Annotated in this window: 14 protein-coding genes and 1 pseudogene; all 15 read right to left on the bottom strand. The window is 37.4% G+C overall.

What is annotated here, in order from left to right; translation table 11 throughout:
- Positions 1–17 precede the first annotated feature (17 nt).
- The 15 genes and pseudogenes from KP625_RS08290 to KP625_RS08365 all read right to left on the bottom strand — a co-directional run bounded on the left by KP625_RS08290 (position 18) and on the right by KP625_RS08365 (position 18592).
- Positions 18–1748: a phospho-sugar mutase gene (locus KP625_RS08290; RefSeq protein ID WP_238297203.1), complete on the bottom strand. Its 1731-nt coding sequence runs from the start codon at positions 1746–1748 to the stop codon at positions 18–20.
- Positions 1749–1952: 204 nt separating this feature from the next.
- Positions 1953–3542: a hypothetical protein gene (locus KP625_RS08295; protein ID WP_238297204.1), complete on the bottom strand. Its 1590-nt coding sequence runs from the start codon at positions 3540–3542 to the stop codon at positions 1953–1955.
- Positions 3539–3889 carry a helix-turn-helix domain-containing protein gene (locus KP625_RS08300; protein ID WP_238297205.1) on the bottom strand — a complete coding sequence of 117 codons (351 nt, stop codon included), beginning with the start codon at positions 3887–3889 and terminating at the stop codon, positions 3539–3541. The genes KP625_RS08295 and KP625_RS08300 overlap by 4 nt, the downstream gene beginning before the upstream one ends.
- A 116-nt stretch (positions 3890–4005) precedes the next feature.
- Positions 4006–4305: pseudogene (locus tag KP625_RS08305) on the bottom strand (3-hydroxyacyl-CoA dehydrogenase NAD-binding domain-containing protein); the annotation flags it as partial.
- Between the two features lie 14 nt (positions 4306–4319).
- Complete coding sequence (locus KP625_RS08310) at positions 4320–4766, bottom strand: GtrA family protein (protein ID WP_238297206.1); 447 nt, start codon at positions 4764–4766, stop codon at positions 4320–4322.
- 5 nt (positions 4767–4771) lie between these two features.
- Positions 4772–5731: a glycosyltransferase family 2 protein gene (locus KP625_RS08315; protein WP_238297208.1), complete on the bottom strand. Its 960-nt coding sequence runs from the start codon at positions 5729–5731 to the stop codon at positions 4772–4774.
- Between the two features lie 39 nt (positions 5732–5770).
- Entirely contained in the window at positions 5771–8272 is a 2502-nt protein-coding gene (locus tag KP625_RS08320) for a hypothetical protein (protein ID WP_238297210.1), read from the bottom strand.
- A gap of 593 nt (positions 8273–8865) precedes the next feature.
- Positions 8866–10080 carry a glycosyltransferase family 4 protein gene (locus KP625_RS08330; protein WP_238297212.1) on the bottom strand — a complete coding sequence of 405 codons (1215 nt, stop codon included), beginning with the start codon at positions 10078–10080 and terminating at the stop codon, positions 8866–8868.
- A gap of 16 nt (positions 10081–10096) precedes the next feature.
- Positions 10097–12427: a glycosyltransferase gene (locus tag KP625_RS08335; RefSeq protein WP_238297214.1), complete on the bottom strand. Its 2331-nt coding sequence runs from the start codon at positions 12425–12427 to the stop codon at positions 10097–10099.
- Positions 12428–12434: 7 nt separating this feature from the next.
- Positions 12435–12896, bottom strand: coding sequence for a hypothetical protein (locus KP625_RS08340; RefSeq protein WP_238297216.1), 462 nt, complete (start codon positions 12894–12896; stop codon positions 12435–12437).
- A 22-nt stretch (positions 12897–12918) separates the two neighbouring features.
- Positions 12919–14079 (bottom strand): acyltransferase, encoded by a 1161-nt coding sequence (locus tag KP625_RS13610; RefSeq protein WP_305000008.1) that lies wholly within the window; start codon positions 14077–14079, stop codon positions 12919–12921.
- A 13-nt stretch (positions 14080–14092) separates the two neighbouring features.
- Complete coding sequence (locus tag KP625_RS08350) at positions 14093–15445, bottom strand: ABC transporter ATP-binding protein (RefSeq protein ID WP_238297218.1); 1353 nt, start codon at positions 15443–15445, stop codon at positions 14093–14095.
- Positions 15446–16222, bottom strand: a complete 777-nt coding sequence (locus tag KP625_RS08355) for an ABC transporter permease (protein ID WP_238297220.1) — start codon at positions 16220–16222, stop codon at positions 15446–15448.
- A gap of 1 nt (position 16223) precedes the next feature.
- Positions 16224–17390: a glycosyltransferase family 4 protein gene (locus KP625_RS08360; protein ID WP_238297222.1), complete on the bottom strand. Its 1167-nt coding sequence runs from the start codon at positions 17388–17390 to the stop codon at positions 16224–16226.
- Positions 17391–17398: 8 nt separating this feature from the next.
- Positions 17399–18592, bottom strand: coding sequence for a glycosyltransferase family 4 protein (locus tag KP625_RS08365; protein WP_238297223.1), 1194 nt, complete (start codon positions 18590–18592; stop codon positions 17399–17401).
- Positions 18593–18623 lie beyond the last annotated feature (31 nt).

The following is an 18623-nucleotide window of genomic DNA, read 5'->3' on the forward strand; positions in this document are numbered from 1 at the left end:
TCCTCCTTACACCTGCTCTATGCAAACATTGCCTTAATTGTGGCACCTAATGCTTTTGTCTTCTCAATTGAATCCTCTACACTCGTTCCCTTCACACCAAGATAAAACTTGATCTTCGGCTCCGTACCGGATGGACGAACAAGGAACCACGTATCATCCTCTAATTCATAATAGATCATATTCGACTTCGGCAGATCTCCTGCGAGCTGCTCTCCTGTTTCTGTATTCCACACCGTATTCAGCTTATAATCACGAATCGTCTTCACTTTATACCTGCCAATCTCATCCAACGGGTTATCACGCAGACTCTGAATCATCGCCTGAATCTTCTCTGCTCCGGATTTGCCTTCTAATGTCATTGTCTCAATATTCTCACGGTAATATCCATACTTTTCAAACAGAACCTTCATCTGATCCCAAAGTGTCATACCCTTGTTTTTGTAATAAGCTGCCGCTTCCGCAAGCAGCATAACCGTTCCTACCGCATCCTTATCCCGCGCATAGGTTCCAGGCAGACAGCCATAGCTTTCCTCAAGCCCAAATACATAGGTGTGTGCCCCCGTCTGTTCATAATCACGGATTTTCCCCGCGATATACTTAAATCCAATCAGGTTATTATCATCACAGAACACGCCATATTCCTTACAGATATTCCGGATCATTGAAGTTATAACAACCGTCGACGTCACTGCCGCATTCTCCGGCAATGTTCCCTTCTCCTGTAACTGACTGAGTACATACTCACAAAGCAATGCACCAGACATATTTCCTGTGAATTCTTTGTATTCTCCTGACTCCGAATCAAGTGCATAGATTCCCAGACGATCGCCATCCGGATCCGTTGCCATCACAAGTTCCGCGCCAACCTTCTTCGCCAATGCAAGACCAAGTGCAAACGCTTCCTTCGCTTCGGGATTCGGAGCCTTCACTGTTGGAAAATTGCCATCCGCCTTCTCCTGTTCCGGAACCACATAGACATTCTTAAATCCAAGCTCTGACAACACACGCGTCACAGGAACAAGCCCTGTACCATGCAGCGGTGTATATACAATCTTCAGATCACTCGCTTTATCAATCAGATCCTGTCTCATAACAAGCTTATGAAGTTCTGCAATATATGCATCATCAACTTCCTTATCAATCAGATGCAGCAAGCCTTTCGCTATGGCATCCTCTTTCGACATCTTCTTCACTTCTGACAGATCCGCAATCGCATTTACTTTTGCAATGATCTCCTTATCAACCGGAGATACGATCTGCGCGCCATCCTCCCAATACACTTTGTATCCATTATACTTCGCCGGGTTATGACTTGCTGTTATATTAATGCCTGAAATACATTTCAAATACCGAACCGCATACGAAAGCTCCGGTGTCGGTCTAAGAGATGTGAAAAGATACGCCGGAATACCATTTGCACACAGGCACAATGCTGTCGCCATCGCAAATTCCGGAGACATATTTCGGCTATCATAAGAAATAACAACTCCACGATCCGCAAAACCCTTCTCACATATATAATTCGCAAGCCCCTGTGTTACCATTGTAACGGTATAAATATTCATACGGTTTGTGCCTGCGCCAATTACGCCTCGCAAACCACCTGTACCGAACTCTAAGCTTCTATAGAAACGATCCTCAATCTCTGCCTCATCCCCTGCGATTGCATGCAACTCTGCTTTCGTCGCATCATCAATCACCGGCGAATCAAGCCACCGATCATACAAATTCTGAATTGTTTTATCCATTTTCGCGTTCCTCCTGTAATGTGTCTTTTGAAAGTAAACATTATCTATGTGATTTTACCATTTTCCATCCGTTTATGCAATAAATAAGGGATGGATATGTACGAATATCCATCCCATTTTTCTCATATCGGGGTCAACGCTCCAATGATTCCCTGCTCACCATGCAATCCTGCCGGCACTATGTAATTCTCCGGATCTTGGCGCCTAAAAATTCCAAGGTAAATATTCTGCCGTATACACACAGAGACCGTTATCCAATGTCCTCACATATGTATAGGCCGCTTTATATTCTTCCTCCAATTGCTCATACGCTTCCGCATTTGCAATCATTAAATTCGCCTGTACATCATCCGCTTTGCCATATGATATATAAAAATCCCCCAGATCTGCTACATACACATCACCGGACTTATAGATATCAAGGCAATACTTATCCATGTCAAGTGCTCGTATCTGATGTGCTTCATTGATCTGATCGAGCAGATAAATACTTTCATATCCCATCTCATCTGCTACATCCAGAATTTCTTCTGCCGTTGACGTTGTCGCCGGGGTCCGCAAAATCCCTATGGTTCCATCCACATTAAACAACAATAAAAGGGTAGCCAACAACATCATTCCACATCTGCCAAATGGCATATCCCTATATATATCGCATACCTCACCAAGACTCGCAAACAACATGACAATCCATAAAATATGATAGCGATATTCAAAGATTGGCCCCCCCCCCTGTGTATTCATCACACAAAGTGCGCCAAAATTCACCAGAAATACAAGTATCGCAATCCATGTCAATTCCCGTTTTCCCTGTTTCTTTACCAGGCGGTACAGAAGAAACGCAAACATCGCTAACATCAACAAAAACTTACAGACCGTAATCACACCGGTCTTAGAGAAAATCGCAATGGAATCCGAATACTTCAAGCCTCCCATAATCAGAAAAGCTCCGGTTACTGCATTATGCAGATTCTCCGTAAAAGAATACGCAGAAATCAGCATCTTGTTATTATTAAACGACTGCCCGACACACGCATTATGTACGAACCAGCCGGCAGCATTGACTGCAATCACCGTGGCAAGCACGATCAATTCTCTGATGTCAAAACGAAAACCATCCTTTTTTATTCCCTTTGCCGCAAATACTATCACGCACGGCAGACATACCATAAGCAACAGATAATTCCCACACGAAAGTGCTGTCCAGAAATTCACAACCAGAGATACCGCCAAAACCAAGTTTCGCTTCCACGCACGCGCCTCATGCTGTGCATTTTCATAGGCATCCAAAACCAATAACATCGACAACACACGAAATTCATATTGTCCTGCTGCAAAAAACATCATATTCGTCCAATCCAGCTGGCGGAACGTATATGGTGTAAAAATCAAAATCTGCGTCAAAAACGCGCTATTGATTCCGCTTTCCATCGTTCGAAACAAATCAACCAGCACAAATGCAAACGCGAAATACAAAAGTGCATGACAAATCGAAAGCGCAACTCCCATATCTCCAACAAGGAAATATAATGGAATTGCAAAAAATGCCGCACTATCCGTCTCCAGTGTAGAAAAATAATTAAAATCACGCAGGAATATCGTTCTCTGTTTCCACATTTCCACACAGTGACGAATCGCCAGTGAAGAATCATAATCGAGCCATTGATTCACGCGAAGATTCATTGCGATTGTACTTCCCAATTGAAATACCATAATCGCCAGAAAAAGATATCGGATTATGGTATCTAGTTTTGCGTAAGAAATATTAAATTTGATTGTTTTGGTTTCTTTCATTGGTATTTTCTAAAACACAATCTTTGTCCCATTGCTACATTTTCAAGCCGACTTTCTGCACTTAATATCTCATCAATATTCTCCATCAGCTCCATTAAATCTTTTGATACTTTCTCTTGCTTAGCAGATGGTTCACCTGCATAAAATGAATTTTTATTGAAAGCAAAACTATCTAGATGTGGAACAACAATACAATCTTTTAAAAAGAATTCTATACTTTTCCCTAATCCTGGTGCAATTTTTTCCATATCTGTTCCGCTTTCTTCCCGCGAACCAGCCAATAAACGGGACAACTTATTTTCATCTATCCCAGTAACCCTACTTAAATAAGTCTGCTTGATTTTCATCTCAGACAAATATTAGTTTACATTTCTTATAAATTTTGTCATGGTCCCCCTCTCCTTTTCTAAAATATATTTTAATGTGTCGCACTTTTCGTGTCCACTAATTTATACTAACATCATACTGCCTCCACCGCAGATGTATCAAAAAAGTTTCTCTGACTGTCATAATTTGTTGGTGCAGCAATAATTACAAAATCTGCATCCCGATATGCGCTTTCACCATCTAATGTCGCAAAAAGGTGTAATTCCTTTTCAGCCAAATATTTCTCAATATATTCGTCCTGGATTGGTGAAATCCTGTTATTTATCTTTTCCACTTTTTCAGGTATAACATCCACTGCGACAACCTCATGATGTTGTGCAAGCAATGTTGCCAGAGAGAGTCCTACATAACCGGTACCTGCAACTGCTATTTTTATTTCTTTAAATGTTCTCATTGCTCTATATTATCCTCACTGTTTTTCACATTTTTAAACACATGCTTTTTCCCAATCACGTAATTTATCACAATCACAAACACCGTAATAAATATTTTACTTGGTACCTTAGGTAAATTAATAAGATCAACCATTATAATCAATCCAAAATAATCAATTAACATTGTAGCGCCCCTAGCAATAATAAATCTTCCAATCTCTTTTAGAAGCTCTATCATGTTTGCACATTTGCTCTTAAATACAATATTTTTATTGCATATATACGCTGTAATCTTTACTACAATCAATGTAATAAGATTCGCAATCTTATATGAGAGCCTTGTCATTAACAGTAATTTAAACATTACAACATTCAACACAGAAGTTAACACGCCAAAAACTGCATACAATATAGTCTCTCTATTAACAAATTTCTGCCTTATTTTTCTTATGAATTCTTTCATATACGTTATTTTTCCTTCTGATTTTTGTCACCATAATCCAGTTTTCTCACATGGTATTGGACATCTTCCAGAATCCTCCGATTCTTTGCTATAATATCAGCTTGTAATCCAATGATCATCGTCATAAATCCCATCAATATTAATATACTGGCAAGAATCAAAGACTGAACATGCCCACCTGCTGCACCCATACACATATATACAATATATCTAATTCCCAAAGCCGTACCTATCAGAAAAGGAATTAACCCTACTGTTGTAAAGAATTTCAGTGGCTTGTACATAATAAACGCTCTTACAATCGTTACCATAGATTTTTTTACATATCCAAACATGCTGCTAAACAAACGTGAGGGGCGCAACTCAGCATTTGTACGAATCGGAACAGATTCCTGCGCAATCTTTTCTCTTCCTGCCTGTACAATTGTCTCCAACGTATAGGTGTATTCATTTGTAACATTCAAATGCAATGCCGCCTCTCTGCTATATGCGCGAAATCCACTTGGTGCATCTGGAATATCTGAATTAGAAGCTTTTCGAACAACCCAACTTCCAAAATGTTGTAGCTTCTTTTTTAATGGAGAAAAATGAGCTGTTTGGTCTATCGGTCTTTCTCCAATCACAATATCTGTTTTTCCTTCTAATATTGGTCGCACAAGTTTTTCAATATCCTCACCGCAATACTGATTGTCTGCATCAGTATTGACAATAATATCTGCGCCATTTCGAAGACACGCATCCAACCCTGCCATAAATCCTTTTGCCAGACCTTTATTACGACGGAAATTAACAACATAATTTACGCCCCATTTCTTGGCTACTTCAACTGTATTATCTTTGCTTCCATCATTGATAATGAGGTATTCTATCTCATCAATCCCATCAATATGTTTGGGCAAATCATTTAATGCTACTTCCAATGTTTCTGCTTCATTGTAACATGGTATTTGAATGATTAGTTTCATATATTGCGTTTCCCTTTATTTTTATCAAAATATGTTTATTTAATTTCTATATTCTATACTTAATTCTGTTAAAGCTATTCCTAATTGTCTGTCATCTTCTGAAACGCCAAGTTCCTTGGGTGACACCGCATCTGGGATCAATAATGTTATTTCTACATTACCATCCTTATCTGGTTCAAAGTCCACACCTAAGCTCATATCTTCAGAAGTTATTGTCCTTTTACAAGTAAACTGTCCATTTACAAAAACTTGAACAGTCTGTTTTGTATTAAATACATTACTTATTCCAAAATCCATATGTAATTTTTTTCCAATATAACCACTATTAACGCGAAAATGTATTGTCACTTCATTCTCTTTTGTCCATGCATAACTTCCTTCGCTTGCAGACATTCCTGATACTACATATGACTCTATATTTCCATTATCAGAAGAGAAGTTTATACTATCCTCGAATTTATTATACCCTACTTTATATAATATAACATTTTCGTTATTTTGAATCATCTTGATAGGAAATAAGCCATATATATATCTTTTATTCCCTGAAGATGTATTTATATCTTGATATACCGTTTGAATGACATGCTGCTCCCCATATTTTTCACCAGTATATTGATTTTCGCAAAGTATGTATACATTGTCATAATATTGCAACAATAAAGACATTTGCTCATCTATATCTTCAAAATCCGGAAATACAGCTGAACAAGTTATAGATCTAATGTATGATCCATATGTTTTTTGAACTTTCTTTCCACATAATATTAACGCTGAATCGTCTTCAATAACCAAATCTAAATCTTCAACGGTCTCCCATTCCAACACGGTATCATCCTTTCCCTTGATGATAGCTTGATCAAAAAGGAGCATACTGCATAAAGACAAGGAAAATACAGGTATTAATATTTTTTTACTATAATTATTTATATAAGGAACGACCGCTATCAAAATAACAGGAATATAATAAGCCAAATATCTGCTATAATAGAAAAAATATGGAATATCTACTCTTATTACTGCCGATTGCAGTACCACAATATACAAAAACATAACTGTAACCACAAAGGACTTATGATTTTCAACTGCCTTATTTGGATTGAACATCATTCCAATATACAAAATCGGCAAAATAATAAACCCGGTTGCCATAGCACAGGCATATATAGCTAAATGCGAAAATGCAATAAAACCTCTTCCATAATATTGATATATATATGCTCTTGGTGCATCTTCAATTGTTGAAAAATAGCCCACCTTGACCGCATGCCAAACAATATAAATCATGCATAATCCTAAAAACACAGAAATAATCCATCTATATTTTTTTATATATCGGATTATATTCTCAAGTTTGACAGGTCTCATTCGTAATAACAGGATAGAAATTATACAACTAATTATTACTAATATTCCTATCCAACTTAACAAATTTTTTGAAGTTATAATATCTGAGATATATAATCTACTACAATTTACATAAAAGTAATTCATTGCTATATGTGCCATCATATAATCCCCTACAAATAACCCCAAGGAGCTAACTATGTTAACATATATATACTGTTTATTTTTCTCAGTTAAATACAATATCGTATTAACAATCCAAAAGCACGGCCATAAAATCAAAAACGAAATATGTACAAACGAAAAGGCAATCAATGGCATTGCTATGATCCATTTATTTTTACAATTCTCCTCAAGTAAATATAAATAATACGATACCAACATTGTCAAAAACATCTCTGTATATGAAGCTTTTGATAACCATAATAAAAGAGGGGACATTGCAAAAAGTAGCGATAAGAAAAATTGCATTTTATAGGCAACCCGCATTTCTATTAATGTATAACACATAAGAACAATACTGCATAAATAAAAAATTGTTTGTACATGAATCATGTTTCTCATGCCATAAAGCCGTGCCATCAGTGCTAACATGGCCGGAAACGTCTGTACTCCATGATATACGCCTGACACCTCACTTTTAGGAGCTTTTGTTGGTGTATATTCACTTGCACTAGTAATATAATAGCCAGCCCACTCTTTATCCAACATCTCCTTATATGCCTCTTTGTCTTTATCATTTTGCAAAATACTATATTCTTCAAAATCATGCTCGACCTCATAATTTCCCATATATAGTGCTAATGCTTCTGCTTGATAAAGTCCTTGATCTTGTCCCATATTATACAAATCAAATTTTGTATATGATAGCAAAAATGCAACAAAAGCAATCAAAAGGACAAGCCCATCTCTTTTTTTTAAAGATACAAATTGTATAGCTCTTCTGTTCACCTTAACACATAAACAAATTGTAATCCCCCCAACAACAATAAGCTGGTTAACAAGTACAGCAATAAAACTGAATTTGTCAATCAGGAACCATAGACCAGCCAAAATTGCATACTCCATCCAAAACAACACTACCGCCATCGTAAACGTTTTTATAATCTCTATTTTTTCATAATAATAAGTAAGTGCCAGAAAATTCAGACTAATTATAACAATAAATAATATCCATAATAATATATTCGCCATTTTGTTCCAGTTAATGATTAATATTTAAACAATCATCGTTTCCTCTCTATTTTTTTAGTGCACTTTCAACAAAAAACCTTGATTTTGCTTGGTTTGTTAAATGGTTTACGAATTACATATATTCACAAACTAGAGTTCTCTGGATATGAAGTAGCTTCAATGAACTCATTTCTGATGGTTTTGAGAACAACAAATTAATCGTCTTTATTTATCTTTATGAATGCTTTATCGTTTTCCAAAAATCCTCTACAATAACTAACCTCTCATGTCTACCAAAATCGCCAGCCACTACGAGATCCTAAATTCCTTCGTTCTGCTTATCCATAGTTGAGTGCTACTTATGCTCCTACTACGACTTCTTTTTCGTCAGTTGATTTCCAATCCATTGTCATCCATCATCTGGTGCCCTGCTAATTTAAGTACACGCTCTGCAATAAAATCCTTACGTGTACGATTTCCCTCGACAATCGCAGACATCATATTCTCTGAAACATGTTCATAGTTTTCAAGTAGCTACTTTGTATCATTTGGCAAACAATAGCCAACATATCCATCAGAGTTATCTATGTCGCCAGAGGTCCTAACTCCTTTGATCAATTTTTATTTTCCCTACCAACTTCATAACTTTTAGATAAAAAAATCTGATATTTCTTTTGTATAACTTCCTTTATAAAATTATTTCTAACAAAAATATATCCATTTTTTCCCATAATATCACTTATTTCTCTATTATCTAGCATATAATCTAAACATGCCTCAAATAAGTTATACGAATTAAAATACAAGCCACCATTAGACTCCCTACAAAAATTTGCAGTAACCTCACATTGTTCAGATACTAATACCGGTCGTTTTGCGAGCCAGCTTTCCATAATAACTATTGAAAAGCTTTCAAAAAAGGATGGGTTGCATAATACGAAGGCCGCCGCAAATGCGTTATGCTTATCCTCAACACTTACAAATCCCAAATCCAGAACATCATTCTTGTGTTCATTTGGAATATCAATTTTCCCGCCTCCTACAAAAACTAATTTTAAATTTCTATCCGGTTTTTTTTCAATATATTTACAGAAATAATCCAATAATACATCTGTTTTCTTCCCAGGTTCTTTACGACCAGCACATAGGATGAAATCCGTATAAATATTATATTTTTCGCGAAAACTTTCTGGCTGTACACTCGATTCCCATCCAGACTCTACATAAGCACCTAATACTTCCGTTTGAACATTGGATAAATCATATATTTCATGCGCCAAATCACTTTCTGGTTTCGACAAGAATGCCATTTTCTTAAATTTACTCATTCGCGCCTTCATCAAACTCATATATGCATATCCCTCATTATGAAGACAAGGAATAATAATTGCGTTATCCGGGCATTCCATTGATCCATAATATGTTGGTGGATACAGATAAGGAATAAAGATAAACCATTCATAGTTATCTTTATTCTCATTTATATATTCATACATTTTAGGGCTGTTTATGTCTTCTTCCAAGTAAGCACGTTCATCCTCCAACGTAACCACTTCATTTCGAAACAATTTTAAATTTGCAGGATTATACCTCGCTACATTCCTCTCTTTGACAGGAAATCTTCTAACCACAATTCCCGATTCATCACTAATACCTTCTGTAAGTGTGTTTATACCTCTATCATCTGACGCCTCTTTTACACAAGTTGCAAGAACCTCAATTTGCATACCGGCATCTTTTAAGCAATGTGCAAGTTGATTACATTCTGACTCTGCACCACCACGTATAGTGTCCCCATACCAAGGAATAACAAATGCAATAGGTTTCATCATTACCTCCTTTTTTCTACTCTTTAACAATCCACTTATAATACATCCTCGCAATTCTATCCGGAGCCAAAACCTCATCTGCATAATTTTGAGCATTTTCTTCCAAAGCATTCTTAATGCACGGATTTTCAATCAAATATTTAATGTACGCTGTCAAAAGCTTCGTTTCACTTCCTCCCACCGGAAGCTTCCAACATACATCATCCGGATATTCCCTACATTGATTTAAGTCGCTAACTATCGTCGCTTTTCCATATTTTAGTGCTTCACAAAGTGTTCCTGACGATTCTCCCATCGACGGATACCTCAAATTAACTACTATATCTGTCATTTGCAATGCTATCTCATAAGTTTCTTTATCCATATATCCTGCACAATATACATGATCCCCTATGTTATATTTCTTAATGATTTCCTTTAATTTATTAGATTCACATTTTCCCCAAAAACAAAGTTTTACTTTTTTCCCATCTTTCAATATGTCATTTATAGCCTCAAGGATAACCTGAGGTCGTTTATTATCATTAATCCAACCTAAACATCCTATTATAACCTCTCCATCATACTTCATTTTTTTCTTTAAATCTTCTTGCATTCTATCTAAACTCGCTTGATTTATTACCTCCTTATCAAAGCATGCATGTGGTATGACAGCCACATTTTTTTGATCAATCTGTTGCTTTGACCAATGATTATGAAAAATTGCTTTACTTGCTTTACGAACAACAGCTTCACTCATTGGATATTTTTGTTCATTCGGATGATTCTTTATCCTCACCGTTTCTGCATATATATCTTCAGCACCATCACCGTATGCTCTATAAAGCAACCCCTTATACAACTCCTTTTGATTTTTAAAGTAAGCATGAAAGAAAAAAGGTGTTAGCATAAAATCATGTATATCAGCTATACCAGAATACTCCTCAAATACATCATAGATTCTCTTATGAAATTGCACATTGTTACCAATTTCGTATAATGTGTACTCGTAATTATTATTTTTATATTCTTCTAATTGATATATTGATACCGGATTTTGCTCATAATTCATCAAATTTTCCTTGTTGTCAACATATATGTCTATTTCAAAATATTTTTGCAAATATGGAACTAGTTTATATATGTAATTTGCTATTCCAGTTTGCATATTAGGCCATGGTGTCATAATGGCCAGTTTTTTTCTTTCTAATGATATTTTATTTATATTTTCAAATATGTCTAATATCTGCTTTGCTGTCTTTTCCCACGAAAATTGCAAAGCATATTTCTGCCTTTTCTCCGCTTCTTCTTTTGATTCCTCTCTCATCTTTACATATGCTGTATGCAAAGCATCCCCCATCTGCTGCACATCTTCCGCTTTACACAATTCCGCAAACCCTCCACAAACTTCAGGCAAAGAAGAATTATCCGCACTTAATACAAATGTACCACTCAACATAGCTTCAAGAATAGGAAGCCCAAATCCTTCATATTGAGAAGGAAAGAAAAACAAATTAGCTTTCTTATATAACTCGGCGAGCCGATCATCCGACACAAATCCTGTTAAAACCACATTGTCAATAATATCCAATTGTTTTAATTTGTTTTCATATTTTAACTTTGTTTCTTCGTTATACGCACCTACAATTACCAGCTTATATCTTGCAAATTCTTCATCTGTACGATACTTTTTCATGGCATAAGCATACGCCTCTATTGCTCCATCTATATTTTTTCTGTAATCATATCCTCCTGTAAAAAGAATATATGGTTCTCCTTCGTTTTTTTGTATTTCTGAATAAAAAAGGCTTATATCAGCCGCCAATGGCGTCACATACGCTTCGCTCACTTCTTCCAAATGTGTGATAAAATCTTTCCTCGAAGATTCAGATATAAAAATCAGTCCCTTATTTTTCTCCCGCAAAAAGCCTAATCTTCGATTATATTCTGTTTTTATAGATTCTGCCCACGTTTTATCAGGGAAAATAACCGGAATAATATCATACACAGTAAAATACATCTTACACGATAAATCTCTCTGCGGAAATAAAACATTTACCATTAGCGGATTTGGATTCCAATAAATATCAATATCATTTTTTTGGATAATTGATTCTAATTCATTTGTATAATCTTGATTTTTCTCATAATCTGTACAGGGAGTAAACGCTTCATTGCAAATTATATGCAGTTTAGATTGTGCATATGGTATTAATTCATCCAAATTCTTCGAATTACTAATTGCAATATACCATTCGTTCTCATAGTTTATCCTTAACAAATTATTAATTACACTCTTTACATATACACCTATTCCTCTATGAATCTCGGGCGTATTGAATGTTTGACCATCTATTAATATATTCATAATTTTCTCATCCTATATTCATCAATTTTTCTATTTTCTGTTCCAATAATTCTATTTTTTTCTCATTTTGAAGTATCTCGTTTTTCAACCGTTTATTGTCCGTTTCCAACCTTCGAAATTCGTTATTCATTATCTCCATAATACAATCTTCTCGCTTCACTATCGTATCCACGCACACATCTATATTCCGATTCACTATCTTCTGATCATAAATTATAAATTTGTTTAATTTTCTTACAATCTTCCCGACAAATCTCGCTATTCCCTTTGCAAATTTTGGAAGTTTTGATCCAGCAGGAAGACGATCTCCTATATCCATTATCGGGTAATATACCATCCGAGCATTATATATATCATCCTTAAATTCGCCCTCTTTTTTCCACAAATCCACTTTTTGTTCTTCTTCCGGCTGAACACGTGCCTTGATTTCATACATAATTTTTGAAACATCTATTTGCTGATTTATCATCGTATCTCCTCCATTTAATTTTCTATACCTTGTAAAAACATTTTTCGGATGCGCTACAAATAATTTTTATTTTATGGATTCCATTATTCGCAACAACTTCAGAGTTAATTAACAAAATCCCTTCCTGACTCAAATCATATTCCACTTTATCATTATCATCAATTTGAACCTCCAATTGTTTTTTCCCTTCTTGTTCAAAGAAATAAAATAACTTAAGAGGGATGCTGGAGCTATAAATTACTGCTTCTCTGTCAATTTTATAATGTCCAATATATTTTTTCCCGTTTATCAGAACGATTTTTTTCTCTGTCCACCCTTGAACAAATAATACTCCCCCCTCTCTTAAAACTGCATCTTGAATTGCCTCCGTATTCACATCTTCTTCATCTGCAATTGATATATTTTGAATCAACCTTGCTGGAATACCTCCATAAACAGAATTTGGTGGAATAACCGTTCCTGGTATTACAACTGCACCCGATGCAATAACTGCATTATCACCTATTTGAGCCGGTCCCAATATAGTACAATTTGACCCCAGCCAAACACCATGCCCTACAGAAATGTCACAACCTTCTTTCATTTCCACGTCGCGTCGCAATAATCCCTTTAACCTCTTGTCGTGGCTTCCTGCTAATATACTTACTCCAGATCCAGCAAACGTATATGAACCAATCGATATTTCCCCCGAATTTGTATTAAATGTACATGAATCTACAGCTGCAAGCTTGGATATATGAAGCCTATCTTTATTACCCCATATCGTTGGATGTGTACTCAACAGCCGATTCAAGTTTTCCAAATATTCATCGTCCATTTGAAGTTGTTCGAAATCAACTATGCGATTAGCAACATCCCGAATATCATCCATTCGATCCAAATTCCATAATTCCAAATTTGCTATTTTATCTTTCATGTTATCTTGCTGTTGTTCTACTTCTCCCTGAATCCCCCTGATGATTTCAAGCTTGTTTCCTATTTCACCTAGATCTTTATAACGAGTTATCTCCAGTTTCTTTTGCTGCGTTTTAACAATATCTATTTCTTTCTGTTTCAAATCTAATTCGTGCAACAATCGTCCCTGCTCACTATACAAATAATTTAAATGTTTTGGTAATTTTGCTATCCCAACAAACAACCGTATCAAATATCCAATTATAGGAATCTTCTTTAACTTTTCCACTGACACTCACCTTCTACATTATTTCCCATTCATGTGGCAAACTGATAATACCCACCTCATTCTTTACATTCTGTATGTTCACCGTACATGCTTCTCTCCAAAAGTCGTAATTGAACCCATCCGGTCTATGGAACGCCAAATCAATGGTATAGGTTCCCGCATTTACTGGCATTCGATCAATCTTCAAATCTATATATCCTTCGCCTTCTAACACATTAGACGATGAATAATCAATTAATGTATTAGAACCATAGATATATACCTGATCACTTCGATAGATTGCTATACCGAACACAACATCATCCAGCCGTTTTTCTGCTTTATAATTGATTCGTACTACGAACGGTTCATCATTCTGAAAATCTGTACATTCTTCTCCGTCTCTATCCAGAACCGTAACCTTGTCCATGTAGACCTCGCGGCTTCCCCAGCGTTTTTCATCTTCTTGTTTTGTTTCTTCTGCTACAATCTCTTGCTGAGCCGTTTCCTCTTTTACCTCATTTTTTTGTTCTTCCTGCACAGAAGTATCCTGTAGTTTTGCCTTTTCTGAGTCTTCCTGTTTTATCTCATCTTTCGCTTTCTGTTCTTCCGCCTTCTTCGCCTCAAGCTTCTTCTTGCGTTCCGATTCTTTTCGGCTCATATATGCCATATACTTTGGATCAACAATTCTAGGGGCTCCTTCTTCCCGTATCTCTCCATCATGAATCCAGATACTTCTCTCACAGATCTGTTCAATCTGAGACAGAGAATGGGACACAATCACGATCGTGGTTCCTGCTTTTTTGATCTCTCGTAGCCGGTTAAAGCACTTCGCCTGAAATGCCACATCTCCAACCGCCAGAATCTCGTCGATTAACAGAATATCCGCATCCACATTAATAGCAACCGAGAACGCCAATCGCATATACATGCCGGAAGAATATGTTCTTACCGGATTATCGATGTAATCTTCCAGCTCAGAGAATGCTATGATATCATCCAATCTCCGATCTATCTCTTTCTTGGATAGTCCGAAGATAGATGCATTGATATAGATATTCTCACGTCCGCTCATGTCCGGATGGAATCCGGCGCCAAGCTCTATCAGACTGGACACTCGCCCAGCCATCTCAATCGTTCCACTGTCCGGATACATGATCCGTGTAAGCAATTTCAGTGTTGTACTCTTACCACAGCCATTATGTCCGATCAGTCCGATTGCCTCACCCTTTTTCACTTCAAAGCTGATATCTTTTAACACCTGACGTTCTTCATATCGTCTGCGATTCCGGAACAGCACCTTCTCCTTGATTGTACTTCCCTTGTCCAGATAAACTTTGAAGCTTTTGGTGATATGATTAACTTCTATTGCATTTTCCGGTTTCATCTACATTTCCTCCGCGAAGTGTTTCTTCATGTGCCCGAACAGCAACCATCCTACCACGAGCAATACAAGACTAAATATAAATCCATGCAACAATGTGAACAGCTCCGGTGCTCTCTTATAATATAAGATATCCCTGTATGCTACAATGATTGGTGTCATCGGATTCAGATAGAAAATCTTCCGCATATTCTCCGGCACCATATCGATACTATACATAACCGGAGACAGGAACTGCCATGCCATTGTAATAATCGCGATAATATGTTCCAGATCCCGTAGGAACACCGTAAGCGCCGATACAATCATCGTAATACTGATGGCAAGCAGATATTCTGCCAGAATAATAACCGGCAGATATACAAGTGCCCGGAACGATACACCTTTTCCAGATATAATCAGCACAGCAAATACAACGACAAAGCTCAGTAACATATTCACCAGCTGACACGTCACATGTGCAATTGGAAGGATTTCACGCGGGAAATAAATCTTACTGACCAGATCTTTCTGGCTGATAATACACATCGCACCTGCTTGTATTGACGCACTGAAGAATATCCAGGGAATCAAAGCCACAAACAGGAACAGATAATAATCCTCAATTCCTGCCCGCATGATTGTCGAGAATACAACTGTGTACACCGCAAGCTGCAATAACGGATTCAGGAACGTCCATGCAAATCCAAGTACTGACCCCTTATATCTACCTCGTAAATCACGTTTGATCAAGCTGCTGATCATCGTCCGATATTCATATATTTCTTTGATTGTCTTCATCTTATATGCCCTCTAATATTTCTTTTATTGCATTCTTGACGCAAGTCCATGAGTAATTTGTCTCTACATACGTCTGTGCCGCTTTACCCATCTGATTACGAAGCTGACTATCATTTATAAGTACATCTATAGCTTCCGTGCATTGCCTTTCATCTTCATATGCAAAACCGCCATTACTCTTCTTGCAATGTCCCTTCAACACTTCGCATTTGCCATTTACCAGCACTGGTACAGCAAGCGTCATCGCCTCTAATACAGAGATAGACAGACTCTCGAATTGGGACGGCAGCCATAACGCTGTAGCGCCGGCTATCCCATCGAACTTTTCCTGTTCCGAGACAAATCCTAGATACCGTATCACCGGAGATTCTGGAATCTCCATGAATTTCTGCCCCATGATCACGAGTGTGACGTCCGGATGCAACTGACTGTAACGCTCGAAATATTCAATCATCTGCTCACAACCCTTGCTTATATCTACCCTTCCAACATAGATCAGATATTTTCCCGAAATTCCATATTGTTCCCGGAACCTTCTGTTATCTACATCTTCCGGCACATCAACGCCTACACCAGTTACAACGGATGGTATCGCCTCGTTATGGAACAACCGATTGACAAACTTCTTCTCTTCATCTGTCAGATAGACAAACGCCCTGGGACTTTCAAACAATTCTCTGTATGTTCGAAAGTATATATATGGTTCATCATGTGCCGTTGGAATCAGCACTGCCTTATCCTTCACCTCCGGTAATCCCATAACTGCCGGATAATATAAGTATGTTACAAAGACAAATACATCATACCGATCTTCGTGTTCCCGTATATATCGAATTAATTCCGGGGAGTAAGGTCCCTGTGCCTTCACCCACTTATCACCTAACCACTTATAATTCATGTGGAGGGTTCGGATGAGCTTCGAAAGCACTTTCATCCAGAATGTCCTACGCCTACACGCAACCGGAAATCTTCTTACATGGACATGATGGATATCTTCTTCGTCCTTCTCATAGTAGTTGCTCCAATCCTCATAAGAAACCGCCTTAGTCGTCAGCACCTCGACCTCATACTCGTCTGATAACTGTTCCGCAATCAATCGGGTATAATATTCGGAGCCCCCATTTACCTCTAAGCCATATCTCTGATTTATAAATGCAATCTTCTTCATAATCGAGTCTATCGAATTCCCTTTGTATTCTTATTATAACCATATGCCCTAAGCAGATAGTCTGTTGTATTGGCGATTCCAAGTTGACACCTGATCTTTGCCTGTGCTTTCCGTGAAATCACATTTCTGTAATCGATATTATCATGTAGAAGACGTATATATCTTCTTGCATGATCTACATTTGGTTCTGCCCATTCGCTGCCTTTATCATATGGGCCAATCTTCTCAGTAAGCTTAACAAGATCATACTTCACCAGGCAGGCGGAATCGACATCCATAAACTCTGTCGTTGCCGACCAATCTGTCGCAATCACCGGTTTTCCAAGATACATTGCTTCCGCCGCAGGAAGCCCAAAGCCCTCACTCCGATGCAGTGAGATATACACATCCGCACACGATTCTAACGATTCTACCTCACTTCTGTCAAGGTTTTGTGTTATATATTGTATATATTGGTAATTCTGCAGCCGTAACCGTAATTCCTGTAACTGTGTCTCATCAATATGATTGATCTTGATAATCAGACCAATTTTACGCTTATTCGCTTCCTGCGCTGGGAAAGTAACTTCGAACGCACGCAACATGCCCTCCGGATTCTTTCTCGCACTAATACTCTTAAAATCATACATGAACAGATAGTAGAAGACTTCTTCTTCTAGTCCAAAGTATGTTCGATCATACACAACCGGTTCCTGTATATGAATATAGTATGGGATTTTCGCTACCGGTTTTTCCGTGTATTTCCGCATACAGTTACATATGAACTCCGATGGTGCCCATATCGCATCCACTGTATCAATACACGGAAGCCATTGCTTAGGAAGTGTCTGTAATTCCCATAACCAGAACGAAATATTTCTCCGATAATCAAGTACTGTTTTTGCAATCTCACAGTACTTAAGCGGCCATTCGTTCATATTGATATGAATGAGGTTTGTATCATATCGTGGTTCTTCTGTAATATACGAATCCCAGCTGTTCTCATTATGATCCAGTTGACCAGTCTGATTTACCTGAATAATCGTAAAAGGAATTCCACTCTGCTTCAGCATTTCTGCCAGAATTCTCGCACTCTGTCCAAGCCCGGTCTCAGCTTTGATATCGCAGATCAAGTTGATGCCCTGTGGATATTTTCCTTTTTTGTAAGGCAGAACCCGGCGATGTTTCATCAACATCCTCTTCGTATATATTGCATATCGCATATCTATTAATTGCTCTTTCAGCCATGGCGGA

Source organism: Eubacterium sp. MSJ-33 (assembly GCF_022174665.1).
GTDB lineage: Bacteria > Bacillota > Clostridia > Lachnospirales > Lachnospiraceae > Coprococcus_C.

What these genes read in the sequence shown, in the direction of transcription:
- KP625_RS08290 (WP_238297203.1), bottom strand. Translation starts at nt 1,748, where the DNA reads ATGGATAAAACAATTCAGAATTTGTATGATCGGTGGCTTGATTCGCCG.
- KP625_RS08295 (WP_238297204.1), bottom strand. Translation starts at nt 3,542, where the DNA reads ATGAAAGAAACCAAAACAATCAAATTTAATATTTCTTACGCAAAACTA.
- KP625_RS08300 (WP_238297205.1), bottom strand. Translation starts at nt 3,889, where the DNA reads ATGAAAATCAAGCAGACTTATTTAAGTAGGGTTACTGGGATAGATGAA.
- KP625_RS08310 (WP_238297206.1), bottom strand. Translation starts at nt 4,766, where the DNA reads ATGAAAGAATTCATAAGAAAAATAAGGCAGAAATTTGTTAATAGAGAG.
- KP625_RS08315 (WP_238297208.1), bottom strand. Translation starts at nt 5,731, where the DNA reads ATGAAACTAATCATTCAAATACCATGTTACAATGAAGCAGAAACATTG.
- KP625_RS08320 (WP_238297210.1), bottom strand. Translation starts at nt 8,272, where the DNA reads ATGGCGAATATATTATTATGGATATTATTTATTGTTATAATTAGTCTG.
- KP625_RS08330 (WP_238297212.1), bottom strand. Translation starts at nt 10,080, where the DNA reads ATGAAACCTATTGCATTTGTTATTCCTTGGTATGGGGACACTATACGT.
- KP625_RS08335 (WP_238297214.1), bottom strand. Translation starts at nt 12,427, where the DNA reads ATGAATATATTAATAGATGGTCAAACATTCAATACGCCCGAGATTCAT.
- KP625_RS08340 (WP_238297216.1), bottom strand. Translation starts at nt 12,896, where the DNA reads ATGATAAATCAGCAAATAGATGTTTCAAAAATTATGTATGAAATCAAG.
- KP625_RS08350 (WP_238297218.1), bottom strand. Translation starts at nt 15,445, where the DNA reads ATGAAACCGGAAAATGCAATAGAAGTTAATCATATCACCAAAAGCTTC.
- KP625_RS08355 (WP_238297220.1), bottom strand. Translation starts at nt 16,222, where the DNA reads ATGAAGACAATCAAAGAAATATATGAATATCGGACGATGATCAGCAGC.
- KP625_RS08360 (WP_238297222.1), bottom strand. Translation starts at nt 17,390, where the DNA reads ATGAAGAAGATTGCATTTATAAATCAGAGATATGGCTTAGAGGTAAAT.
- KP625_RS08365 (WP_238297223.1), bottom strand. Translation starts at nt 18,592, where the DNA reads ATGCGATATGCAATATATACGAAGAGGATGTTGATGAAACATCGCCGG.